Source organism: Aeromonas bivalvium, from assembly GCF_046078285.1.
Classification (GTDB): domain Bacteria; phylum Pseudomonadota; class Gammaproteobacteria; order Enterobacterales; family Aeromonadaceae; genus Aeromonas; species Aeromonas bivalvium.
Map to the genome: position 1 here is coordinate 77,026 of NZ_JBGXBV010000012.1, position 21,744 is coordinate 98,769.

The 21,744-nt window shown below is 63.3% G+C and carries 19 protein-coding genes and 1 tRNA gene; 9 read left to right on the forward strand and 11 right to left on the reverse strand.

All coding sequences use genetic code 11. The features are described from left to right. Positions 1 to 41: 41 nt before the first annotated feature. Positions 42 to 857 carry a Cof-type HAD-IIB family hydrolase gene (locus ACEUCR_RS19115; RefSeq protein WP_111873228.1) on the reverse strand — a complete coding sequence of 272 codons (816 nt, stop codon included), beginning with the start codon at positions 855 to 857 and terminating at the stop codon, positions 42 to 44. A 65-nt stretch (positions 858 to 922) separates the two neighbouring features. Further along, a complete protein-coding gene (locus tag ACEUCR_RS19120) occupies positions 923 to 2,164 on the reverse strand; it encodes an MFS transporter (RefSeq protein ID WP_408791874.1) in 1,242 nt (413 codons plus the stop codon). Positions 2,165 to 2,412: 248 nt separating this feature from the next. On the opposite strand from ACEUCR_RS19120, the gene ACEUCR_RS19125 reads away from it, so the two are divergent. Both ACEUCR_RS19125 and ACEUCR_RS19130 read left to right on the forward strand, forming a co-directional pair. Next, on the forward strand, positions 2,413 to 3,048 hold the full coding sequence (locus ACEUCR_RS19125) for a helix-turn-helix transcriptional regulator (RefSeq protein ID WP_408791876.1): 636 nt from the start codon (positions 2,413 to 2,415) through the stop codon (positions 3,046 to 3,048). 315 nt (positions 3,049 to 3,363) lie between these two features. Then, entirely contained in the window at positions 3,364 to 3,840 is a 477-nt protein-coding gene (locus tag ACEUCR_RS19130) for an Lrp/AsnC family transcriptional regulator (protein ID WP_041992115.1), read from the forward strand. Between the two features lie 73 nt (positions 3,841 to 3,913). Here the strand turns inward: ACEUCR_RS19130 and ACEUCR_RS19135 are convergent, their stop codons facing one another. The 3 genes from ACEUCR_RS19135 to ACEUCR_RS19145 form a co-directional block, all read right to left on the reverse strand. Then, on the reverse strand, positions 3,914 to 4,228 hold the full coding sequence (locus ACEUCR_RS19135) for a hypothetical protein (protein ID WP_041992118.1): 315 nt from the start codon (positions 4,226 to 4,228) through the stop codon (positions 3,914 to 3,916). A gap of 148 nt (positions 4,229 to 4,376) precedes the next feature. Next, positions 4,377 to 4,616, reverse strand: coding sequence for a hypothetical protein (locus tag ACEUCR_RS19140; protein ID WP_041992121.1), 240 nt, complete (start codon positions 4,614 to 4,616; stop codon positions 4,377 to 4,379). A 30-nt stretch (positions 4,617 to 4,646) separates the two neighbouring features. Next, complete coding sequence (locus ACEUCR_RS19145; protein ID WP_111873225.1) at positions 4,647 to 5,072, reverse strand: MarR family winged helix-turn-helix transcriptional regulator; 426 nt, start codon at positions 5,070 to 5,072, stop codon at positions 4,647 to 4,649. A gap of 144 nt (positions 5,073 to 5,216) precedes the next feature. Here ACEUCR_RS19145 and ACEUCR_RS19150 point away from each other — a divergent pair, with 144 nt between their 5' ends. The 4 genes from ACEUCR_RS19150 to chrA all read left to right on the forward strand — a co-directional run bounded on the left by ACEUCR_RS19150 (position 5,217) and on the right by chrA (position 8,475). Beyond that, positions 5,217 to 5,645 carry an organic hydroperoxide resistance protein gene (locus ACEUCR_RS19150; RefSeq protein WP_041992127.1) on the forward strand — a complete coding sequence of 143 codons (429 nt, stop codon included), beginning with the start codon at positions 5,217 to 5,219 and terminating at the stop codon, positions 5,643 to 5,645. Beyond that, positions 5,642 to 6,643, forward strand: a complete 1,002-nt coding sequence (locus ACEUCR_RS19155) for an NADP-dependent oxidoreductase (RefSeq protein ID WP_408791877.1) — start codon at positions 5,642 to 5,644, stop codon at positions 6,641 to 6,643. The genes ACEUCR_RS19150 and ACEUCR_RS19155 overlap by 4 nt, the downstream gene beginning before the upstream one ends. Positions 6,644 to 6,834: 191 nt before the next feature. Further along, on the forward strand, positions 6,835 to 7,278 hold the full coding sequence (locus ACEUCR_RS19160) for a nucleotide triphosphate diphosphatase NUDT15 (RefSeq protein WP_408791879.1): 444 nt from the start codon (positions 6,835 to 6,837) through the stop codon (positions 7,276 to 7,278). Between the two features lie 63 nt (positions 7,279 to 7,341). Then, positions 7,342 to 8,475 (forward strand): chromate efflux transporter, encoded by a 1,134-nt coding sequence (gene chrA / locus ACEUCR_RS19165; RefSeq protein WP_408791881.1) that lies wholly within the window; start codon positions 7,342 to 7,344, stop codon positions 8,473 to 8,475. Between the two features lie 71 nt (positions 8,476 to 8,546). On the opposite strand, the gene msrB is transcribed toward chrA, so the two are convergent. From msrB to malQ, 4 genes are all read right to left on the reverse strand, one after another. Then, complete coding sequence (gene msrB / locus ACEUCR_RS19170; RefSeq protein ID WP_408791883.1) at positions 8,547 to 8,939, reverse strand: peptide-methionine (R)-S-oxide reductase MsrB; 393 nt, start codon at positions 8,937 to 8,939, stop codon at positions 8,547 to 8,549. Positions 8,940 to 9,270: 331 nt separating this feature from the next. Then, entirely contained in the window at positions 9,271 to 11,352 is a 2,082-nt protein-coding gene (gene glgX, locus ACEUCR_RS19175) for a glycogen debranching protein GlgX (RefSeq protein WP_041992142.1), read from the reverse strand. Beyond that, positions 11,352 to 13,529 carry a 1,4-alpha-glucan branching protein GlgB gene (glgB, locus tag ACEUCR_RS19180; protein ID WP_041992145.1) on the reverse strand — a complete coding sequence of 726 codons (2,178 nt, stop codon included), beginning with the start codon at positions 13,527 to 13,529 and terminating at the stop codon, positions 11,352 to 11,354. The genes glgX and glgB overlap by 1 nt, the downstream gene beginning before the upstream one ends. Positions 13,530 to 13,605: 76 nt before the next feature. Further along, positions 13,606 to 15,795, reverse strand: coding sequence for a 4-alpha-glucanotransferase (malQ, locus tag ACEUCR_RS19185; protein ID WP_408791885.1), 2,190 nt, complete (start codon positions 15,793 to 15,795; stop codon positions 13,606 to 13,608). Positions 15,796 to 16,118: 323 nt separating this feature from the next. Here malQ and gap point away from each other — a divergent pair, with 323 nt between their 5' ends. Together gap and ACEUCR_RS19195 are read left to right on the forward strand one after the other, a co-directional pair. After that, the gene (gap, locus tag ACEUCR_RS19190; RefSeq protein WP_041992149.1) at positions 16,119 to 17,114 is read left to right on the forward strand and encodes a type I glyceraldehyde-3-phosphate dehydrogenase; all 996 of its coding nucleotides are present in this window, start codon (positions 16,119 to 16,121) and stop codon (positions 17,112 to 17,114) included. Between the two features lie 82 nt (positions 17,115 to 17,196). Continuing rightward, positions 17,197 to 18,063 (forward strand): D-hexose-6-phosphate mutarotase, encoded by an 867-nt coding sequence (locus ACEUCR_RS19195; protein WP_041992152.1) that lies wholly within the window; start codon positions 17,197 to 17,199, stop codon positions 18,061 to 18,063. 189 nt (positions 18,064 to 18,252) lie between these two features. Here the strand turns inward: ACEUCR_RS19195 and nadA are convergent, their stop codons facing one another. Next, positions 18,253 to 19,326, reverse strand: coding sequence for a quinolinate synthase NadA (gene nadA, locus ACEUCR_RS19200; RefSeq protein WP_408791888.1), 1,074 nt, complete (start codon positions 19,324 to 19,326; stop codon positions 18,253 to 18,255). Between the two features lie 141 nt (positions 19,327 to 19,467). Here nadA and ACEUCR_RS19205 point away from each other — a divergent pair, with 141 nt between their 5' ends. Further along, entirely contained in the window at positions 19,468 to 21,573 is a 2,106-nt protein-coding gene (locus ACEUCR_RS19205) for a methyl-accepting chemotaxis protein (RefSeq protein WP_408791890.1), read from the forward strand. Between the two features lie 44 nt (positions 21,574 to 21,617). Here ACEUCR_RS19205 and ACEUCR_RS19210 read toward each other — a convergent pair. After that, positions 21,618 to 21,693: transfer RNA gene (locus ACEUCR_RS19210), tRNA-Val, on the reverse strand. Between the last annotated feature and the right edge of the window lie 51 nt (positions 21,694 to 21,744).

Here is a 21,744-nt window from a genome sequence, read left to right on the forward strand (position 1 = left end):
AAGAGGCCCATGGAAAACCATGGGCCTCTTTCATCAAGGGGCTAGAGCACCCAGCGCGCCAGTCCCAGGGCGATGCCATCCTCGTTGTGATCCGCCGTGACCTTGTGGGCCATCCCCTGGATCTGCTGGGCCGCATTGCCCATGGCCACCGCCAGCCCGACCCGTTCGAACATGCTGATGTCGTTGTTGTTGTCGCCAAACGCCACCACCTGCTCCAGGGGGATCCCTTCCCCCGCCGCCCACTGGGCGAGTCGGTTGCCCTTGCTGCAACCGGGTTGCACCAGCTCGACCGCATAGGGCGCCGCCCAGTCCTGGGTAAACGGCAGCGATTCCACCACCCGGCTGACGAAGTCGTGCAGCCGGGCCGGCTCCTGACCAAACAGCTCCAGCTTCCACACCTGGGGCTGGGCCAGCAGGTCGGCGCCGCTCTGGGGCAGCAACTGCACCCTGTGCTGCTGCGCCGCATTGGCCGACCAGTCGCGGATCCGGGTGACATAGGGCTCGCAGCCGATGTGGCCTATGCCGTGGGAGAGGTGGGCTAGGGCCTCGACCTCCTCCTCGGCCATGGCGGCCAACAGGCGGCTCAGGGGCTCGCTGGCCAGGGGATCACCACAGAGGATCCGATCCCCTGCCGGGTCGTAGAGATAGGCGCCGTTGCTGCAGATGATGGGGGTATCCAGCCCCAGCTCATGGTGGAAGGGACGCGCCGTCATGAAGTGGCGACCCGTCACCAGCAACACCTTGATGCCGCGGGACCTGGCCTCGGCCAGCGCCGCCCTGGTCGCACTGGAGATCCTGTGATCCCGGGTCAACAAGGTGCCATCCATGTCGAGTGCGATCGCCTTGTACTGCGTCATATCCCCTCCCATCTGCTGAGCCACAAAGGGGATAAATTCCCAGACTCCCGACCCCGATGCAAGTCTCATCCCGCCTGGGTCGCCCATTCTGTGATCTGCCTGCGCCTGTCGGCCCGGCGGCGCAGGGCATAGAATCCCAGGGCGCAGAGCAGGCCGGCTCCCGCCGCCAGATAGAAGGGCCACTGATTGCCCGCCAGCAATGCCAGACTGCCCAGCACCACGGCGAGGATCTCGCTGCCCACCGCAATCCCGCGGTAGAGCCCCATGGCCTGCCCTTGCTGGCTGGCATGGCTGCGGTTGGAGACCGCCACCGAGGTGGCCAGCTCCCCCAGGCTCATGCCGATGCCGGCTGGGATGAAGGTGAGCGCCAGCCCCCACCACTGGCTCGGCAGGATGAACATCAGCATGCCCGCCGCCATCACCAGATGGCCGACGATGCCAAGGGAGCTGCCGCGCCAGTGGCGTGCCAGCTGCTCACCGATCCAGGATCCCAGCATCATGGGCACGCTCACCAGCACGGCGGCCTGGGCCAGCTGCACCGGATCCCAGGCCAGCTCGTCCACCAGCCAGACATTGAAATAGCTGAAATAGAGCTGCACGGCGCCATAGCTGAGCAGGGTCAGTGCAAAATAGGGCAGGAGGCGAGGTTGCAGCAGCAGCTGGCGAGTCGAGAGGGGCGCCTCATCCTGGGTCGCCGGAACCGGGGGACGGTTTGGCAGCAGCCAGAGCACCAGCAGCAGGTTGACCACCGTCATCCCGACCGCCAGCCAGGCCGCCAGGCTGTAATCCCCCGACACCACGGCCGCATAGCCCCCTATCATGGGGCCCACCACCCAGCCCAGGTTCATGCCGATGTTGATGCGGGCGAAGTTGCGCGCCTTGGTCCTGGCCGTGCTCATGTCTGCGGCCATCGCCTGCACGATGGCGATGTCGCCGTTGAAGAAGCCCTCCACCACCCGGCTCAGCAGCAAGAGCGGCAGGGAGCGCCAGGCAATGCCGAGCGCCATCAACACATACCCCGCCAGCACCCCCACCAGGCAGAGGGTCAGCACCGGCTTGCGCCCATGGCGATCCGACAGCCTGCCAAGCAAGGGGGCCCCCAGCAGTTGAAACAGCGGATAGAGTCCCATGATGACCCCGAGCCACACCTTGCGGCTCCAGTCCGAGGCCTCGGGGGTCAGCATGCCCTGGCCGGGATCCAGCATCAGGGGTGCCAGCACCGGGGAAGGCAGGCTGAAGCCCGCCACCGCCAGGGTCACCGTCATTACCAATACCCACAGACTCGCCTTGTCTTTGCGGCTCTCCATTGCACTCACCATTATGTAAAGTTAAAGGTTTATTTATACTGATAAACGCCAGATGTTTTGTAAAGTGAATTGTTGATTTAAATCATCCGCCTGCCCATAATTCCCATCAAGCACAGCAATCGGGGATGCCATGAACGCCAGCAGCGACAAGAGACGCCACCTGCTCGAGATGCCGTGGATCCCCCAGGGCGCCACCGCTGCCGGCCAGCGCCGCTCGATAACCCGATGCCGATAAGCAGAGCCACAACATGAACGCCAGCACCGACAAGATACTTCACCTGCTCAAGACCCAAGGACCCCAGAGCGCCGCCGCCCTGGGGGAGCAGCTGCAAATGACATCCATGGGGGCCCGTCAGCACCTGCACGCAATGGAGGCCGACGGCTGGGTGAGCTTTCGGGATGAAGCCCGGGGCCGGGGTCGACCGAGTCGGCTCTGGCAACTGACCGAGCAGGCCTGGCAACGCTTCCCCGATGGTCATGGCGAACTGACCCTGCGCCTGATTGAATCCGTGCAGCAGCTGTTTGGGGAGAGTGGACTGGACAAGGTGATTGCGGAGCGGGAACAGCAGCAACTGGTGCGCTACCGGGCAGAGCTGGCCGGTTTGCCCCTGGCGCAGCGAGTGGAGGCACTGGCGGCCTTGCGCACCCGGGAAGGCTATATGGCCGAGACGCGCCAGGAAGAGGATGGCAGCTGGCTGCTGTGGGAGAGTCACTGTCCCATCTGCGTGGCGGCACGGGGCTGTCAGGGGTTTTGTCGCAGCGAGCTGGCCATCTTCGCCGAGCTGCTGGCCCCGGCCCGGGTCGAGCGGGAGGAGTACCTGCTCAGCGGCGATCACCGTTGCCTCTACCGCATCCGTCCGCCCCATCCAGAAGCCGCAGCCTGAGCCGGGATCCGGCATGCAAAAAGCAACAAAGCAGGCGCCGGGAGGCCTGCTTTGTTGCTTTTTACGGACCGGTAAGCCCGTATCTGTCGGTCATGGCCCGATAAGGCGTGACGTCTCGTGGTGCTAGGAGTCCGGTTGAACTCGTCGCCTCAGGGGCTGGGTGCTGCCGCTGCCTGACCACCGTTTGATGAGTTCATAGTACCGAAGCCGCCCGGGAGAGTGGTTGCGAAGATCCTGTTCTTTTCGGTTGTTTTTGCAATGACTCACCCTTAACCTATGAAAATACAATCAAACATTGCGACAAGGTGGCAAAGCATGCTGAAACTGGATCGTATCGACCGCCATATTCTGGAGTTGATGCAGGAGAATGGCCGCATCAGCAACCTGGAACTGGCCGAGCTGGTGGGCCTCTCCCCCTCCCCCTGCTCGCGCCGGGTCAAGGCGCTGGAAGATGCGGGGCTCATCGACACCCATGTCACCCTGCTCAACGCCCGCCAACTGGGGCTCACCCTCACCGCCTACATCCACATCTCCATGGACAGGCACACCCCGGAGCGGTTCGAGAACTTCGACACCGCCATCTCCGCCCTGCCCGAAGTGCTCGAGTGCGACCTGATCACCGGCAATGATGCCGACTATCAGCTCAAGGTGGTGGTGCGGGACATGGAGCACTACCAGCACTTCCTGCTGGACAAGCTGACCCATATTCCCGGGGTGACCGGAGTGAGATCCAGCTTCGTGCTGCGCCGCATCAAGCACAAGACGGCGCTGCCCCTCAATCACCTCGGCTGAGGGCCGGGGCTTGATGGAAACGACAAGAGGAGGCCATGGCCTCCTCTTTTGCATGCATCGCCTGTGCTGGCGGTCAGGTCGCGACCGTGCTGACGTCCTCGACCTGCAACAGCCAGCCTTCCGCCTCCTGACGCGGGGCACCGCTCAGCAGCAGCCGCTCATCGGGGGCGGCCACCCGCCCCTGGGGCAACTCCACCAGCAGGCTGTCGGAGCCGGTATCGAATACCCAGCGCCCCTCGCCAAGGGATTCAATCAAGTAGCCTTCCATCTCGACCTGGGCTTGGGCATGCCAGAGCGGCTCCACCGGATCCCGGCTCTCGATGAAATCCGCCTGTACGCCGAAACTGGCTAGCCCCCATAAGATGGAGAGCCCGACCCAATGTTGCATATTTGGTACTCCTCTTGCGGGACTGTGAGGCCAGTATGGGAAGAGAAAACTGAGTGCACCATGAACAGTCGGGCAAACTGCTGGCGGGATCGCGAAAAAAAACCGACCAGGGCGGTCGGTTGCGTCATTTTGTGATGAGGATCTCCCCTCATTTGGAAGCTTCCTCTGCCGTGGCAGCCTCCCCTGGCTTATTCATCCACATGGCCACTCCATGATGATCGTCACAGATCCCCTGCTCGCGCACCGCCTTGACCCGGGTGCCATCCTTGCAGATGGCGCGCCAGGCGTCGGCATCATCGATCTCCAGCGGGCGGGTATGCTGGCCCGAACCACCACAGGCCACCAGCAAGAGCCCCAACAGGGGGGCCAGTCGGCTTGTCTTTTTCATCCATGATCTCCTCACGTTGCCAGATGGGTATCAGCGACCCAGCTGGTGCGAGATGCGATCGCACAGTCCCTTGAGCTGGGTCAGCTCAGCATCGTTCAAGTCCACCTGATTGCGCAAGTTGTCGGCCAGGCAGCAGGCTCGCACCTCGTCCTGCAAGGCACGTCCCGCGTCGGTCAGCACCACGCATTTTTGCCGCTCGTCTTCCGTCGACACCGTGCGGGTGAGCCAGCCCTTGCTCTCCAGCCGCTTGACGATGGGGGTCAGGGTGCCCGCATCCAGACCGGTATCCTGACCAATCTGCTTGAGGCTGACCCCGTCTTCGGCCCAGAGGGAGAGCATCACCAGATACTGGGTGTAGGTGAGATCCAGCCGATCCAGCAGGGGGCGATATGCACGCATCACCGCATTGGCGGCGCTGTAGAGGGCAAAACAGACCTGTTTCTTCAATTCGCTCATGGCACTACCTCGCTGACTGGGGGGCCAGTATACCCAAGATTAATCACCACCCAAATAATTTGCACGCAAAGTAGTTGTCAAAAGCGTGCTGCGGTATTAGCCTGAATTTACTTTGCACACAAACAATAGTGAGACGCCATCATCATGAAGAGCCTCTATCGCACCCAGGCACTGGCCCAGGCCGGTCGCAACGGGGAAGTCCACACCCAGGACGGCACCCTGCAACTGGCCCTCGCCCTGCCCACCGCCCTCGGCGGCAACGGCCAGGGCAACAACCCGGAGCAGTTGCTGGCAGCCGGTTATGCCGCCTGCTTCTCCAACGCCCTGCTGCATGTGGCCAAGGCCCTGGGTACACCCCTGGCCAGCGCCCCCGTCGCCACCACGGTCGATCTGCTGGCCCGCGCCGATGGCACCTTCACCTTCGCCATCCTGCTGGAGGTGACCTTGAGCGGGGAACTCGCCGAGCAAATCGTGCGCAAGGCCCACCAGACCTGCCCCTTCGCCAATGCCATGCGGGGCAATGTCGCCACCCGCCTGCTGCTCAACGGCCAACTGCTGGAGGAAACCAAATGAGCCATATCAGCCGCCAGATCCACCTGCTGCGCTACCCCAGCGGCCTGCCCAGCCCGAGCGATTTCACCCTGGCCGAAGTGGCGCTGCCCCCTCTGAACGATGGGGAAGTTGAGGTCAGCAACCAGTGGCTGTCGGTGGATCCCTACATGCGGGGTCGCATGTCCCTGGCGAAGAGCTATGTGCCGCCCTTCGCCCTCAACAGCGCCCTCGACGGCGGCGCCGTCGGTACCGTGGTCGCCTCCCGTCATCCGGACTTTGCCATCGGCGACAAGGTCAGCAGCATGCAGGGCTGGCGCGATCGCTTCATCGCTCCTGGCGCCGCCCTCACCCGGCTGCCTGCCAGTTCGCTGCCGCCCCAGCGCTTCCTCGGCGCCCTCGGCATGCCGGGCATGACCGCCTGGGTCGGCCTGCACAAGATAGCCAAGCTGCAGGCCGGTGAAACCGTGCTGGTCTCGGCCGCCTCGGGGGCCGTGGGCTCCATGGTGGTGCAGCTGGCCAAGCTGGCAGGCGCCCGCGTCATCGGCTCCACCGGCTCGGCCGACAAGGTAGCGGCCCTCGAAGCCCTGGGCATAGATGGGGTGATCAACTACAAGACGACCCAGGATCTGGCCGGTGAGCTGGCGCGCCTGGCCCCCGAGGGGATCCATGTCTATTTCGAGAACGTGGGAGGCGCCATGCTGGAGGCCGCGCTGGATCACATGGTGGTCAACGGCCGCATCGTCATGTGCGGCCTCATCGACCAGTACAATGGCGCGGGTCAGGGGGGACCGGGCAACCTTTCCCAGATCATCCGCAAACGCCTCACCATGCAGGGCTTGATCGTCTTCGATCACTGGCAGCACTATGGCGACTTCCTGGCCGAGGTGACCCCCGCCTTCGAACAGGGTCAGCTGCAGGCCAGCGAGACCGTCTATGAGGGGCTGGCGCAGGCGCCTGCCGCCTTCATCGGCCTGTTCGAGGGACGCAATACCGGCAAGATGCTGATCAAGCTGGATTGATAGCCCCTCGCTGGTGGCTTGCGAAACGGGTCCACAGGCTCTAATGTGGTCCCGTTTTTTTATGGTGTTCAGCCAGCGAGGCATTCCAGCATCGACACCTTACCCCCGCGTCGGAGGTCGATGCCAGCGTTATCCTGGTCAGACAACACCCTCTTTGATGGCCTCATATAAATCCAAATCGAGGATTTCAAATGTCTACTCCTTACCCCCGCGTCGGGATCGGCGTCATCCTGGTCAATCCCCGGGGACAGGTACTGATCGGCAAGCGCAAGGGGAGCCACTCCCCCTACTGGTCCATCGCTGGCGGCCACCTCGAACTTGGCGAAAGTTTCGAGTCGGCGGCGGTGCGCGAGGTGGAGGAAGAGACCGGTTTCATCATCCAGCATCCCAGGGTCGTTGCGGTGAGCAACAACCTGGAGACCTGGCGCGAGAGCGGCCTGCATTATGTCTCCGTCGCCCTGCTGGCCGAGGTAAGCGGTGAGCCCGAACTGCGCGAGCCGGACAAGTGCGAGGAGTGGCGCTGGTGCGATCCAAGGGAGCTGCCCGAACCCCATTTCGATGCCAGCCGTCAGGCCATTGCCTGCTGGCTCGCGGGGACCAGCTATCAGCCCGTACGGCCGCAAGCGTCGTCATAAAAATGACACCGGACTGTCATATTCTGAGAGTTCCCTTGCCATCTCTATCGTGAGCACAGCGCCATGATCCCGGTTTTCCTCCAGTTCCTCTGGCTGGGCTGCACCAGCTTCGGTGGCCCCGCCGCCCATATCGGCTACTTCCAGCGCACCTTCGTCACGCGCCTGGGCTGGCTCAGCCAGGGCGAATTTGCCCAGTTGCTGGCCCTGTGCCAGCTGCTGCCTGGCCCTGCCTCCAGCCAGCTCGGCTTCGCCATCGGCCGCCACCGGGCCGGGCTCGGCGGGGCACTGGCCGCCTTCGTCGGCTTCACCCTGCCCTCCTTCCTGCTGCTGCTGCTCGCCGCCCTAGGTCTCGAGCGACTGACGGCCAACCTCTGGCTGGATGCGGCCCTGCACGGTCTCAAGCTGCTGGCCCTGGTGGTGGTGGCCGACGCGGTGCTGACCATGGCCCGCCAGTTCTGCCGGGACAGCCTCTCCCTGGGCATCATGGTGGCGACGGCCGCCGCCCTCTGGTGGCAACCCGGGCTGTTCACCCAGCTGCTGATGCTGCTGGCCGGGGCCCTGATCTGCGCCCACCAGGCCATGGCGAGCACGGCCCCCGTACCGCCGTGGCAAGGGCCCCACTGGCCGACCCTGATCCTGTTTGCCCTGCTGTTTCTCGGCCTGCCCCTGCTGGCGTCCTCCGAGCCCGGCCGCCTGCTTGCGGACTTCTATCGCGCGGGCAGCCTGGTGTTTGGTGGCGGCCACGTGGTGCTGCCCCTGCTGGAAGAGAGCGCGGGCCAGACCCTGGGGGCCAGCCAGTTCCTGACCGGCTACAGTCTGGCCCAGCTGGTGCCCGGCCCCATGTTTACCCTGGCCAGCTACCTGGGCGCCCTGCTGCTGCCGCAGCAGGCGCTGCTGGGGAGCCTGCTCGCCACCCTGGCCCTGTTCCTGCCCGGCTTTCTGCTGCTGTGGGCCCTCGGCCCCTGCTGGCAATCCCTGCTGGCCAGGCCCAGGCTGGCGGGCGCCGTGGCCGGCATCAATGCCGCCGTGGTCGGCTTGCTGCTGGCCGCCCTCTACCAGCCCATCTGGCAAAGCGCCGTGCTCACCCCCCGGGATCTGGCCTTGGCCGCCATCGGCTTCTATTTGTTGCGCATCATCAAGCTGCCTGTGCTGGTCCTGGCCGCCCTGCTCATGGGAAGCAGCCTGCTGCTGGCATGAGGGCCAACCAAGAGCCCATAAAAAAATGGCGCCTTCACAGGGGAAGGCGCCATTTTTCATGCCTGGGGATCTCAGGGGTCGGGGGTGGGCACGAACTCCAGACTCAGGCTGTTGACGCAGTAGCGCTGGCCCGTCTCGGTCGGCCCGTCCGGGAAGACATGGCCCAGATGGGCACCGCACCCGCTGCAGGTGATCTCCACCCGCTTCATGCCGTGACTGCTGTCCTCTGTGTAGGTCACAGTCCCCTCGATGGCCCGATCGAAGGAGGGCCAGCCGCAGCCGGCATCGAACTTGGCCTCCGAGTGGAACAGCACGCTCTTGCAGCAGGTGCAGAGGTAATCACCGCTCTTGCGATTGTGCAGCAGGGCGCCGCTATAGGGTCGCTCGGTCCCCTTCTCCCAGCAGACATGGTACTGCTCCGGGGTCAGGCGCTGACGCCAGGCCTCGGGGTTTATTGCACTCATCCAGCCTCCGTGGCACTTGGTCGGTCACACTGTCGGTGACGGGAGCCACAGCATAACCAGCCAGCCTCACCGACTCCACCCCACACAATGTCCGGTTATGCCAGTTTGTGATCCCGCCAGCAGCGCGACCTGTCAAAGCGCATGATGACCGCCGCCTGCCGCGCGATATCATCCCCTGGGATGTAGAGAGCATGATGACCGCCGCCTGCCGCGCGACATCGGCCCCTGGGATGTAGAGAGCATGATGACCGCCGCCTGCCGCGCGACATCGTCCCCTGGGATATAGAGAGCATGATGACCGCCGCCGGTCGCGCGACATCGTCCTCTGGGGTCAGGGGGCATGATGACCGCTGGACTCCACCACCTGGGAGACCCGCTCCAGCAGCTTGAGGGAGTGGGCCCGCCCCACCGCCACCTGGCGCTTGATGTCGTCCGGCAGGAAGGGCAGACCGTCGTTGGTGGCCGTGTCTATGGTCTGGATCCACTCCATGCCATTCCCCGGCGGCGGCAGGCGAAACTGGATGTCGTAACCGCTGGCATTGAACAGCACCAGCCAGCGTTCCCCCTCCTCGTCCAACGCGCCTATGTCCATGGCAAACGCCTGCCCCATGGGGGCCTGCCAATCCTGCTCGGTGAGACTGTGGCCATCCGGGTGATACCAGTCGACCCTGTGGCAATGCGCCTGGGGCCCGCTCCAGTCGTCGTCACACAGGCGCAGATTGGAGAAGACCTCCGACTCGGCCCGCAGGGCCATCATCTGCTGGGTGAAGGCGAGCAGGCGCTCATCCTCCGGCCGCCACTGCCAGTTGACCCAGCTGATCTGGTTGTCCTGGCAGTAGGCGTTGTTGTTGCCAAGCTGGCTGCGCCCCATCTCGTCTCCGCCAAGAAAGTGCGGCGTCCCCTGGGAGATCAGCAGGGTGGCGATCAGGTTGCGCTTTTGCTGCTGGCGCAGATTGTTGATGCGCGGATCCAGGGTGGGCCCCTCCACCCCGTGGTTGCTGGAGAGGTTGTGGCCATGGCCATCCCGGTTGTCCTCGCCGTTGGCCTGGTTGTGGCGCTGGTTGTAGGAGACCAGATCCTCCAGGGTGAAGCCGTCGTGATAGCAGAGGTAGTTGACGCTGGTACGGGGGGAGCGCCAGTTCTTGGGGAAGAGATCCCGGGATCCCATCAACCGGGTGGCGAGATCCGCCATCTTGCCGCCATCCCCGCGCCAGAAGGCGCGCACCGTGTCCCGGTAACGATCGTTGATCTCCTGCCACTGGCTGGGAAACTGGCCGAGTCGATAGCCGAACGGACCTATGTCCCAGGGTTCGGCGATCAGCTTGACCCCGGCGAGGACGGGATCGGCCATCACCGCCTTGAAGAAGGCCCCCATGGGCTCAAACTCCCCCACCTCCCGGGCCAGGGTCACCGCCAGATCGAAGCGAAAACCATCCACCTGCATCTCGGTCACCCAGTAGCGCAAGGCATCGAGTACCAGGCGCAGGCTGTTGGGGTGATCCAGGTTGACGCTGTTGCCACAGCCGGTGACGTTGGCGTGGCGATGGTAGTCCGGACCATGGGCTCCCGCCTCGAAGGCGTAGTAGCCCGCATTGTCGAAGCCCTTGAACGACAGCATGGGGCCGTCGAAGCCGGACTCCGCGGTGTGGTTGTAGACCACGTCCAGGATCACCTCGATCCCGGCCCGGTGCAGCTCGCGCACCATGGTCTTGAATTCGGTCACCGCATCCGCCACGGCATAGCGCGGCTCGGGGGCGAAGAAGGCGACCGGGTTGTAGCCCCAGTAGTTGGTGAGTCCCAGTTGCTCCAGCCTGGGTTCGGCCATGAAGGCCGCCACCGGCATCAGCTGCAGCGAGCTGATCCCCAGCGCCTTGAGGTGGGCCAGGATATGGGGATGGCACATGCCCAGATAGGTGCCGCGTTCGGCCTCGGGAATGGCCGGATGCAGCCTGGTGAATCCCTTGACGTGGGCCTCGTAGAGGACAGTCTGCTGGCTCGGGATCCCGGGCTTGCTGACCCCCTGCCAGTCGAAATCATCCTGAACCACCACCGACTTGGCCTGCATGGGGGCGCTGTCCCCCTCGTACAGGTCCGGATCCCAGCGCAGCGGGCGGGAAAGGGCGCGGGCGTAAGGGTCGATCAGCAGCTTGTCGCCATCAAACAGCAGGCCATCCTGTGGTTCCCCGTAGACGCGATAGCCGTAACGCTGACCCGCCCTGATGCCCTTCACATGGCCGAAGCTGTACTGACCCCGCCGCCCGGGCAGCGTCAGACGCGCCGTCTCGCGCTCCTGCTCGTCATAGAGACAGAGCTCGACCCGCCGTGCCCGCGGCGCCCAGACGCAGAACTCGCACCCCAGATCATCGAGCCAGGCCCCGAGGCGCTGGCCGCTTCCCTTCTCTATGTCACGCATCAGGACTCCTGTTTGATGAACAAGGTCGCGAGGGGGGGCAAGTCCAGCACCAGGCTGTGCGTCATGCCCTGCCAGGGGGTCGGCTCGGCGACGAACACCACGCCCACATCATAGTTGCTGCCCCAGTAATGCTCGCTGTCGGTGTTGAGCAAGACCCTGTAGTGGCCGGCCGCCGGCACCCCCAACCGGTAACGCTGACGCGGCACCGGGGTGAAGTTGCTGGCCACCAGCACGGGGGCGCCCCCCGCCAGATCGGCCCGCAGCCAGGCCAGTATGCTGTTGTCGGCATCGCTGTGATCCAGCCAGCGGAAGCCCTGGCGCTCGTGATCCGCCTCGAACAGGGCGGGTTCGCTGCGATAGAGGCGGTTGAGGTCGCGGATGAGGGCCTGCTGCCCCGCGTGTTTCGGGAATTGCAGCAGCTGCCAGGGCAGCTGGGCATCATGGTTCCACTCGCTGCTCTGGGCGATTTCCGTGCCCATGAAGTTGAGCTTCTTGCCGGGGTGGCCGTACATGTAACCCATGTAGGCCCGCAGGTTGGCGGCCTGCTGCCACTCGTCCCCCGGCATCTTGTAGAGCAGGGAGTGCTTGCCGTGCACTACCTCGTCGTGGGAGAGCGGCAGGATGAAGTTCTCGTCATAGTGATACACCATGGCGAAGGTCATCTCGTTATGGTGGTAACGGCGATGGATCGGCTCTTTTTGCATGTAGCTCAGGGTGTCGTGCATCCAGCCCATATTCCACTTGAAGCCAAATCCCAATCCCCCCAGGAAGGTGGGTTTGGAGACACCGGCAAAGGCGGTGGACTCCTCGGCGATGGTCACCGCATTGGGATACTGATCGTAGACCGCCTCGTTGAACCACTTGAGCAGGCTGATCGCCTCGTAGTTGTGGTTGCCGCCATCCACGTTCGGCACCCATTCGCCGGCGTTGCGTGAATAGTCCAGGTAGAGCATGGAGGCGACCGCATCCACCCGCAGACCGTCGATGTGGAACTTGTCGAGCCAGTAGAGGGCGCTCGCCACCAGGAACTGGCGCACCGTATCGCGGCCGAAATCATAGATGTAGGAGTTCCAGTCCGGGTGCCAGCCCCGGCGCGGATCCTCGTATTCATACAGCGGCGTGCCGTCGAAGCGGGCCAGGCCATGGGCGTCGGACGGGAAGTGGGCCGGGACCCAGTCCAGGATGACGGCAATGCCCGCCTGGTGGCATCTGTCCACAAAATATTTGAAGTCGTCGGCGCTGCCAAAGCGGCTGGTAGGGGAGAACATGCCCACCGGCTGATAGCCCCAGGAGCCGCTGAAGGGGTGCTCGGAGACGGGCAGCAGCTCGATGTGGGTGTAGCCCATGTCGGTGACGTAATCGACCAGCTCGCTGGCCAGCTCGCGCCAGTTCAGGCTGTCGCCGTTCGGGTGCCGCTTCCAGGAGCCCACGTGCAACTCATAGATGGACATGGCTTGCTGGCGTTTGTCCCCTCCCTGGCGTGCCTGCCAGTCGCCATCCTGCCACTGGTACTGCTCGTGGTCGTACACCACGGAGGCGAACGACGGATACTGCTCGCAATAGAAACCGACCGGATCGCTCTTGTGAGGCAGCCGGTTGCCCATGGGATCCTTGAGCTCGAACTTGTAGCGATCCCCGGCCTTGAGCCCAGGCACGAACAGCACCCAGTGACCGCACAGGCTGCGTTGCATGGGGTGGCGACGGCCATCCCAGAAGTTGAAGTCGCCGATGAGGCTCACCGCCGTGGCGCTCGGGGCATACACGGCGAAGCGGACCCCTTCCACCTGCTGACCCAGGAGATCCACGGTGCGCAGTTGTGCGCCCAGGGTGTGATAGAGATGCTCCGGTTGTGCGGTCAGCTCCGCCAGGCCGGTCCAGGCGGCATCCTGACACTGATAGGGATCGACAAGCTCGGAGGTGGCGTCGGCGTAACGGACGAGCAACTGATAGGGGAAGGGATTCTTGCGGCGGGTGAAAACAGTTTCAAAAAGACCCGATGGGTCACTGGGGCTGAGGGTGGCAACTATCTTGCCCGACTTGAGATCCTTGACCCGGACCTCGAGCGCATCGGGCAGCCAGGCTCTCAGCCGCAGGCCAGGGCCATCGGGATTGACGCTGAGGCCCAGGTGAGAGAAGGGATCGGCGCAACGGGCCGCCGCCAAACGTTCAACAAGCATAAGCACATCCTTTCAGAGCAGAGCATCCGCCCGGGCCTGGGCCCGAGCGGATGTAAGCGAGTCATGGTAATGGGACTCAACGACTGGCCTCATCGCGGGCCTGGCTCATCTTGCCCGCCAGCGCCTTGAGCGCCTCGTCGGCAAAGATATCTTCCAGATCCCTTGAAAGCTTGCGACGCCAGTTGGGGTACTCGTAACTGGTCCCGGGCACATTGACCGGTTTGTCCATCTCCAGCCAGTCTTCCAACTGGGTGCTGAACAGGGCGCAGCTGCCGCGGGACATATGCAGTTGCAGGCCATGGTTGAGCTCGGTGTTCATGCCGACCCAGTTCACGTCGTGACTGATGTTGCCGGAGATGACACCATGGGCATGCAGGCTGTCGAGAATGCGCTGCTTGGCCTGGTGGCGATCAGCATACAGGGTCTTGAGGACGTCTTCATCTGGATACAATCCCAGCTCGCGTCCCAGCGCCAGATCGTCGCAATGCCAGAAGCCCTTGAGGGTCGGCATGTCGTGGGTGGTCAGGGCCGACATTGCCTGCTCGGTGTAGTGAGCGGGAGAGATGAAACCGCCATCGGCCTTGGAGCGCTCGAAGAAGAACACCTTGTAGGAGTGGACCCCGTTCTCCTTGAGGGTCACGTCTATGCCTTCCGGCACGGTGCCGAGATCTTCCCCGATCAGCAGGCACTGATTGCGGTGGGACTCGAGGGCCAGGATCCCCAGCAGGTCGTTGACCGGGTAATAGATGTAGGCGCCCTTGGCGGCGGACGCTCCGGGCGGCACCCACCACAGGCGCAGCAAGGCCATCACGTGGTCGATGCGCAGGGCGCCGCAGGCGCGCATGTTGGCGCGGAACAGATCCACCATGGGCTGATAGGCCGCCTCGAACAACTGGTTCGGGTTCATGGGGGGCAGGCCCCAGTTCTGGCCGAGGGGGCCGAGAATGTCGGGGGGGGCACCGACCGAGGCTTTCGGGCAGTAGAGATCCCGGTTGGCCCAGATCTCGGTGGAGCCTTCGGAGACGCCGACCGCCAGATCCCGGTAGATCCCCATCACCATGCCGGCCGCCTTGGCGCGGGCATCGGCCCGGGCCAGCTGCTCGTCGGCCAGGAACTGCAGGTAGAGATAGAAATTCACATCCTGCTGGTGCTCCACCATCCAGGCCGCCACGGCTGGGTTGTGGTAGTCACGGAAGGCTTCCGGCCAGACCGGCCAGCCCCAGGCGTTCTCACCCTTGCTGTAGAAGTGGGCCTGCAGGGCATCGAAGGTCGCCTGCTGTTGCAGGCTGTCACCGCCGGCCGCCACGAAAGCATCGAAGGCGGCCTGACGCTCGGCACCAAAGCTCGCCTGGTCGAACACCTGGCGCAGCATGCCGATCTTGGTCTGGATGACGCCGGTGTAATCCACGTTCTCCTTGGCGCGCAGCTCAGCCAGGTGCTGCTGGAAAGCGGGCGTCGCCACCTCGGCCTTGAGCCGCTCGTTGGCCAGAAACTCGGGCACCGCCTCCACGTCGATATAGGCCAGGTTGAGCCAGCGACGGGACGAGGGGCTGTAGGGGCTGGCGCTCTCGGGATTGGCCGGATAGAGGGCATGGATGGGGTTGAGACCCACGAAATGGGCACCCCAGGCGGCGGCTTTCTCTACCAGCTGGCCGAGATCGCTGAAGTCCCCCATGCCCCAGTTGGTGCGGCTGCGCAGGCAGTAAAGCTGCACGCTCGGGCCCCACACCTTGCGGCCGTTGGCAATCGGCGCCTGCTTGTAGCACGCCTTGGGGGCGACGATGAGGCGCATGGTGGCGAGCGGCTCCTCATTGCCCTCCTCCAGCAGAGTCAGCTGGTGATAGCCAAGCTCCGGCTGCACATCCAGCGCGACGCGATAGGCCTGGCACTCCATCTCCTCGAACTCGGCTACCCCGACCAGCTCCCCGTCGATGGGGGTGATCTTGCCGGACAAGACGGGTCCCTGCTCCTGGGCAAGCTGCCAGGTGAGGGCGTCGTTGACGAAATCGATGGGGAGACGGACTTCCAGGGTGACGGGCTCGCCGCTGCGTACCACCATCACGGGATCCAGCGCCCGCAGCCAGTGCTGGCGGTGCTCCTGCTCCAGCTGCTCGGTCAGGGCGCTCTCGTCATCGACGCGATAACCCATGGCGCCCAGCATGGCGGCCTTGCTCTCTTCGGATACCAGGGCCGGCTGGCCCCAGGCATCGACATACTCGCTGGCAATGCCTTTGGCGGCAGCCAGCTGTTCAATCAGGGTGGTCATAGTTTGAGAATTCCCGCTGTGGATTCTGTCTATACTATTTTGTTTGTTTTTTATGGGTCGAGCTCGTGCGCTGGCGCTGTCGGCCACGCCAAACCGCCGCTATTTTTACACATTCAGTCCTGAGGTTGTGTGACAAGGCAGGCAGTATTGGGTTATCTCTTTTCGACAAAAACTGGTAGTGAGTTACATAAACAGAAAATAAATTTCACAGTTTTTCATGATATAGCGCAATTTCAGACAGATTGTTGGTTGACTCACGGGGGAGTTCTAGTAAATTTACAAACGGAATTTTCTTTGACTACTGAACAGTTAGGTAACCAATTATGACTATCAAAGTAGGTATTAACGGTTTTGGCCGCATCGGCCGTTTCGTCTTCCGTCTGGCCGCCGAGCGCGCTGACATCGAAGTGGTCGGCATCAACGATCTGATCGACGTTGACTACATGGCTTACATGCTGAAGTACGACTCCACTCACGGCCGCTTCAAGGGCACCGTTGAAGTCAAAGACGGCAACCTGGTTGTCAACGGCAAGACAGTTCGCGTTACCGCCGAGCGTGACCCGGCCAACCTGAAATGGGGCGAGATCGGTGTTGACGTTGTTGCCGAAGCCACCGGTCTGTTCCTGACCGACGAGACCGCTCGCAAGCACATCGCCGCCGGCGCCAAGAAAGTCGTGCTGACTGGTCCGTCCAAAGATGCCACCCCCATGTTCGTCATGGGTGTCAACCAGGATTCCTACGCTGGCCAGGACATCGTTTCCAACGCTTCCTGCACCACCAACTGCCTGGCCCCCATCGCCAAAGTGCTGAACGATACCTTCGGTATCGAGTCCGGCCTGATGACCACAGTTCACGCTACCACTGCTACCCAGAAGACCGTTGATGGTCCGTCCGCCAAAGACTGGCGCGGTGGCCGCGGTGCGGCTCAGAACATCATCCCGTCCTCTACCGGTGCGGCCAAGGCTGTTGGCGTGGTTATCCCGGAACTGAACGGCAAGCTGACCGGCATGGCCTTCCGCGTACCGACTCCGGACGTGTCCGTTGTTGACCTGACCGTCAACCTGAAGAAAGAAGCCTCCTACGCTGAAATCTGTGAAGCGATGAAAGCCGCTTCCGAAGGCGCCATGAAGGGCGTGCTGGGCTACACCGAAGACGAAGTGGTTTCCACCGACTTCCTGGGTGAGCGTCAGACTTCCGTATTCGACGCCAAGGCTGGTATCCAGCTGAACAAGACCTTCGTGAAAGTCGTCTCCTGGTACGACAACGAAATGGGCTACTCCAGCAAGGTTCTGGACCTGATCGCTCACATCTCCAAGTAATGGGATGCGCGTTCGCGTAGCTTGAAAAAAGGCGGCCATTGGCCGCCTTTTTGTTTTCTTTCTCACGATGACAGGAGTCCCCATGCAATCCACTCGCCCCCTGACCGCCCACTGCCAGCTCGCCAACAACGCAGCCGGTCTGCCCATCCTCACCATCCACAACGACCAGGCCAAGGCGCAGATCAGCCTGTTCGGCGGCCATGTGCTGAGCTACCAGCGCCATGGCGAACCAGACTCCCTCTGGCTCAGCGACAAGGCGGTACTGGATGGCAACAAGCCCATCCGCGGCGGCATTCCCCTGTGCTGGCCCTGGTTTGGTCCGGCCCCGGCCCGGGTCGGCGACGACAAGCCCGCCCACGGCTTCGCCCGAACCAGCCTCTGGACCCTGGATGGGGTGAGTGACCACCAGGACGGCACCCTGGTGCATCTCTCCCTGGTGGAGGATGAAGCGACCCTGGCACTCTGGCCCCATGCCTTCGCCCTGGAGCTGGACGTGCTGGTGGGCAAGGAGCTCTCCCTGGTACTGACTACCCGCAACACAGGCAAGACGCCTCTCACCTACAATGCGGCTCTGCACACCTATCTGCAGATAAGCGCCCCGGAAGCGGTGAGCGTGACCGGGCTGGGCGCCCCCTATCTGGACAAGCTGACCGGCCGCAACGAACTGCAGCAGGGAGCACTGACCGTCACCGCGGCCATGGATCGCATCTATCGCCAGCCCGAGGCCATAGTCGCGGTCCAGGATGGGGAGCGCGCCACCCGGGTGGTGAGCGGCAACAACGACAGCGTGGTGGTCTGGACTCCCTGGGCACAGGGTGCCGCAGCCATGGCCGACATGAGCGACGATGGCTACCGCACCATGCTCTGCGTCGAGGCGGCCATCACAACCGACGCCGGCATCACTGTGGCGCCGGACGAGGAGCACAGCTTCTCTACCGTGATCCTCTGAGCCCAGGGTAGACGATGAAGGCCATCACTCCAGCCTCTGCGTCGAGGCGGCCATCACAACCGACGCCGGCATCACTGTGGCGCCGGACGAAGAGCACAGCTTCTCTACCGTGATCCTCTGACGATATGCCAGACGGATAAATAAAGAGGGCTCCCGCGGGAGCCCTCTTTATTTATCCGTTCACCCCAATCAGGCGTTGCCCTGCACCTTGAGCTTGAGCTCTGCGGCGAAATCCAGCATGCGATCCAGCGGGATCAGGGCCTTGATGCGCAGCGCTTCATCCACCAGGATCTCGTGCTGCTCTGCGCCTTCGGTCAGGGCCTCCTTGATGGCCGCCAGGCCGTTCATCGCCATCCAGGGGCAGTGGGCGCAGCTGCGACAGGTGGCGCCATCGCCCCCGGTTGGTGCCTCGACCATCTCCTTGTCCGGGCAGGCCTGCTGCATCTTGTAGAAGATGCCGCGATCGGTCGCCACGATGAGTTTGCGCTGGGGCAGCTCGCGGGCCGCCTTGATGAGCTGGCTGGTGGAGCCAACCGCATCGGCCAGTTCGATGACGGAGGCCGGCGATTCCGGGTGCACCAGCACGGCCGCGTCCGGATTCTGCTCTTTCAGCTCGCGCAGGGCGCGGGCCTTGAACTCGTCATGGACGATGCAATGACCCTGCCAGCGCAGCATCTCGGCCCCTGTCTTCTTCTCGATGTAGGCCCCCAGGTGGCGGTCCGGACCCCAGATGATCTTGTGGCCCTGGCTGTCCAGATGCTCGACTATCTCCAGCGCTATGCTGGAGGTGACCACCCAGTCGGCCCGCGCCTTCACCGCCGCCGAGGTATTGGCGTAGACCACGACGATGTGATCGGGATGGGCATCGCAAAAGACGGAGAACTGGTCGATGGGACAGCCCAGATCGAGGGAGCACTCCGCCTTCAGGGTCGGCATCAGCACTCGCTTGTGAGGGCTCAGGATCTTGGAGGTCTCCCCCATGAAGCGCACCCCGGCCACGATCAGGGTCTGGGCGGCGTGATCGCGCCCGAAGCGAGCCATCTCGAGGGAGTCGCCAACGAAGCCGCCGGTGGCCTCGGCCAGGGCCTGGATCTCGGGATCCGTGTAGTAATGGGCGATCAGCACGGCCTGCCGTTCGACCAAGAGTGCCTTGATCTCCTCGATGAAACGGCTCTTCTCGGCCTGACTCAAGGGGACGGGTTTGGCCGGGAAGGGGTAATCCATCTCAACCACGGGAGGAATACTGCTCAGTGCATTGCTCATTGCGACTGTTCCATCAACGCTTGGAAAGGCCAAAATTATAACCAGAAGCCGCGCACAAACCCATCAACAAATCCAGTACAGTACAAGGGTCAGACCCTATCCGGATAATTCGTTGTCATTCTTGCCAAAAGGAGTTGCCGAATGAAACAACGCTCGCTCAAGACCAAGTTGCTGCTGCTCACCCTGGGGCTCTTTCTCGCCAGTGGCGTCGCCATGACCCTGATGCAGTCTGCCTCCCTGAGCAGCCTGCGCGATGAAATAGTGACCCAGACTCGCGGCGCCCTGGAGCAGGAGGTATCGCGTACCCTGCAGTTCCAGGCTGAGCGGTACGCCTTGCAGATCGCAGACCAGTTGCAACAGTCCTACCAGATACCGCTCGGCATGGCGGCGCAGATTGAAGGGAGCATGGCACGGCCGGACACCAGACTGAGCCGCCCCCAAGTGGAACTGCTGCTCGGCAGTCGCCTGCGTCAGGCGGACGGGATCAGTTCCATCTATGCCCAGTTCGAACCCGATGGCTATGACGGGCAGGATGCCGACTGGCAGAGCGGCGCCAGCCACTCGGTGGCGGGCAAGGGCAGTCTGGAGATCTATTTCACCCGGGAACAGAACGGAGACATTGCGCAGCAGACCATAGATGCGGCAACCAGCGAAGCCAAGTTCGACACCTCGCGCAATGAGTTCGGCATTCGCAACAGCGAGTGGTATCTCTGCGGTCGCGAGACGCGTCGTCCCTGCCTGATGGAGCCCTACCTCTACGAGATAAGTCCGGGCAAGCAGATGCTGATGACCAGCCTGACGGTGCCCATCCTCAAGGAGGGCAAGTTTGTCGGGATCACCGGGGTGGACATGAATCTGCCCCTCTTCCAGCAACTGGCAGAACGCCTTGGCCAGAGCCTCTATGACAATCAGGCCGAGGTGACCCTGGTCAGCAAGATGGGCTTTATCGTCGGCAGCAATCGCCACGCGGACAAGCTGGGGCGCCCCCTGACGGAGGCCGGGCTGGTGGCGCCGGACGGACAGGCGCACCATAGCGACAGCGACTTCATCTTGCAGCAACCCATCAAGATCGACGCCGCCGACAGCCAGTGGTGGCTGATGATCAAGGTGCCCAAGGCGCTGGCCATGAGCCAGGCCAACACCATCGGCGACCAGCTTGCCAGCCTGCTGCAAGCCACCCAGCAACGGCAGCTGGTGGCCATGGTCGTCATTACCCTGCTGGCGCTGGGTCTGCTGGTCTGGTTCATCCAGACCATCACGGCTCCCCTCTCTCTCATCAGCCGCCATGTCTCCCACCTCGCCAGCAGTGAGGGGGACCTGACCCAACGGATGCGCATCGATACCCACCAGGAACTCATCGAGCTGGGCGGTCAGCTCAACGCCTTCCTCGGCAAGCTGAGGACCATGGTGCAGGGCAGCAAGCAGATAGGACAGCAGGTTCATCAGCAGGCCAGAGCCATGAAGCAGACGGCCGACGCCATGCGCAGCAGCCTGGACGAGCAGAGCCTGGAGCTGGAGAGCGTGGTCAGCGCCATGCACGAGATGAGCACGACGGCGGTCAGCGTGGCGGGCTATGCCGAGCAGGCGGCCCAGGAGTCCCAGGCGGCAACCCAGCATGTCAGTACGGCGCAGCAGACCCTGAGCCGGGCCCGCAACGAGATCCATACCCTGGTCGAGGACATGCACCAGGCGGACAAGGCGGTCGCCCAGGTGGCGCAGCGCAGCACCAATATCAGCCGTATTCTCGACGTGATCCGGGCCATCGCCGAGCAGACCAATCTGCTGGCTCTCAACGCGGCCATCGAAGCGGCGCGGGCCGGCGAGATGGGCAGGGGCTTTGCCGTGGTGGCAGATGAAGTGAGGGCCCTTGCCAACAAGACCCGTTCGTCCACCGACGAGATAGGTCAGCTCATCGGCAGCCTGCAAGCCGAGGTGAGCAGCAGCCAGCAACTGATGAGCACAGGCATCGACCGCTCGGTCAGCACGGTCGAAGGCACCGAGCAGGCGTTCGAGGCGCTCAACCAGGTAGTGGCCCAGATCCAGCAGATCCATGATCACATCAGCCAGGTGGCGACCGCCGCCGAACAGCAGAGCGCCGTCAGCGACGACATCAACCAGAATCTGGTGCGCATCGGGGATACCGCCACTACCCTGGGGCAGGAGGCGAGTGCCAGTCACCTGCTGAGCGAGCAGCTGGAGCAGGCAGCCACCACCCTGGCGAGCCAGCTCGAGCGGCTGCGCACCTGACGACAGAGACAAAAAAGCCCGCATCGCTGCGGGCTTCTTCAATCTGGTGGTCGTTACTGGGCTCGAACCAGTGACCCCCTCCTTGTAAGGGAGGTGCTCTCCCAGCTGAGCTAAACGACCTGGGAATCTGTCCATCTCGTGGATGGTGAAATGATGGTGGGTCGTGCTGGG

What these genes read in the sequence shown, in the direction of transcription:
- ACEUCR_RS19115 (WP_111873228.1), bottom strand. Translation starts at nt 857, where the DNA reads ATGACGCAGTACAAGGCGATCGCACTCGACATGGATGGCACCTTGTTG.
- ACEUCR_RS19120 (WP_408791874.1), bottom strand. Translation starts at nt 2,164, where the DNA reads ATGGAGAGCCGCAAAGACAAGGCGAGTCTGTGGGTATTGGTAATGACG.
- ACEUCR_RS19125 (WP_408791876.1), top strand. Translation starts at nt 2,413, where the DNA reads ATGAACGCCAGCACCGACAAGATACTTCACCTGCTCAAGACCCAAGGA.
- ACEUCR_RS19130 (WP_041992115.1), top strand. Translation starts at nt 3,364, where the DNA reads ATGCTGAAACTGGATCGTATCGACCGCCATATTCTGGAGTTGATGCAG.
- ACEUCR_RS19135 (WP_041992118.1), bottom strand. Translation starts at nt 4,228, where the DNA reads ATGCAACATTGGGTCGGGCTCTCCATCTTATGGGGGCTAGCCAGTTTC.
- ACEUCR_RS19140 (WP_041992121.1), bottom strand. Translation starts at nt 4,616, where the DNA reads ATGAAAAAGACAAGCCGACTGGCCCCCCTGTTGGGGCTCTTGCTGGTG.
- ACEUCR_RS19145 (WP_111873225.1), bottom strand. Translation starts at nt 5,072, where the DNA reads ATGAGCGAATTGAAGAAACAGGTCTGTTTTGCCCTCTACAGCGCCGCC.
- ACEUCR_RS19150 (WP_041992127.1), top strand. Translation starts at nt 5,217, where the DNA reads ATGAAGAGCCTCTATCGCACCCAGGCACTGGCCCAGGCCGGTCGCAAC.
- ACEUCR_RS19155 (WP_408791877.1), top strand. Translation starts at nt 5,642, where the DNA reads ATGAGCCATATCAGCCGCCAGATCCACCTGCTGCGCTACCCCAGCGGC.
- ACEUCR_RS19160 (WP_408791879.1), top strand. Translation starts at nt 6,835, where the DNA reads ATGTCTACTCCTTACCCCCGCGTCGGGATCGGCGTCATCCTGGTCAAT.
- chrA (WP_408791881.1), top strand. Translation starts at nt 7,342, where the DNA reads ATGATCCCGGTTTTCCTCCAGTTCCTCTGGCTGGGCTGCACCAGCTTC.
- msrB (WP_408791883.1), bottom strand. Translation starts at nt 8,939, where the DNA reads ATGAGTGCAATAAACCCCGAGGCCTGGCGTCAGCGCCTGACCCCGGAG.
- glgX (WP_041992142.1), bottom strand. Translation starts at nt 11,352, where the DNA reads ATGCGTGACATAGAGAAGGGAAGCGGCCAGCGCCTCGGGGCCTGGCTC.
- glgB (WP_041992145.1), bottom strand. Translation starts at nt 13,529, where the DNA reads ATGCTTGTTGAACGTTTGGCGGCGGCCCGTTGCGCCGATCCCTTCTCT.
- malQ (WP_408791885.1), bottom strand. Translation starts at nt 15,795, where the DNA reads ATGACCACCCTGATTGAACAGCTGGCTGCCGCCAAAGGCATTGCCAGC.
- gap (WP_041992149.1), top strand. Translation starts at nt 16,119, where the DNA reads ATGACTATCAAAGTAGGTATTAACGGTTTTGGCCGCATCGGCCGTTTC.
- ACEUCR_RS19195 (WP_041992152.1), top strand. Translation starts at nt 17,197, where the DNA reads ATGCAATCCACTCGCCCCCTGACCGCCCACTGCCAGCTCGCCAACAAC.
- nadA (WP_408791888.1), bottom strand. Translation starts at nt 19,326, where the DNA reads ATGAGCAATGCACTGAGCAGTATTCCTCCCGTGGTTGAGATGGATTAC.
- ACEUCR_RS19205 (WP_408791890.1), top strand. Translation starts at nt 19,468, where the DNA reads ATGAAACAACGCTCGCTCAAGACCAAGTTGCTGCTGCTCACCCTGGGG.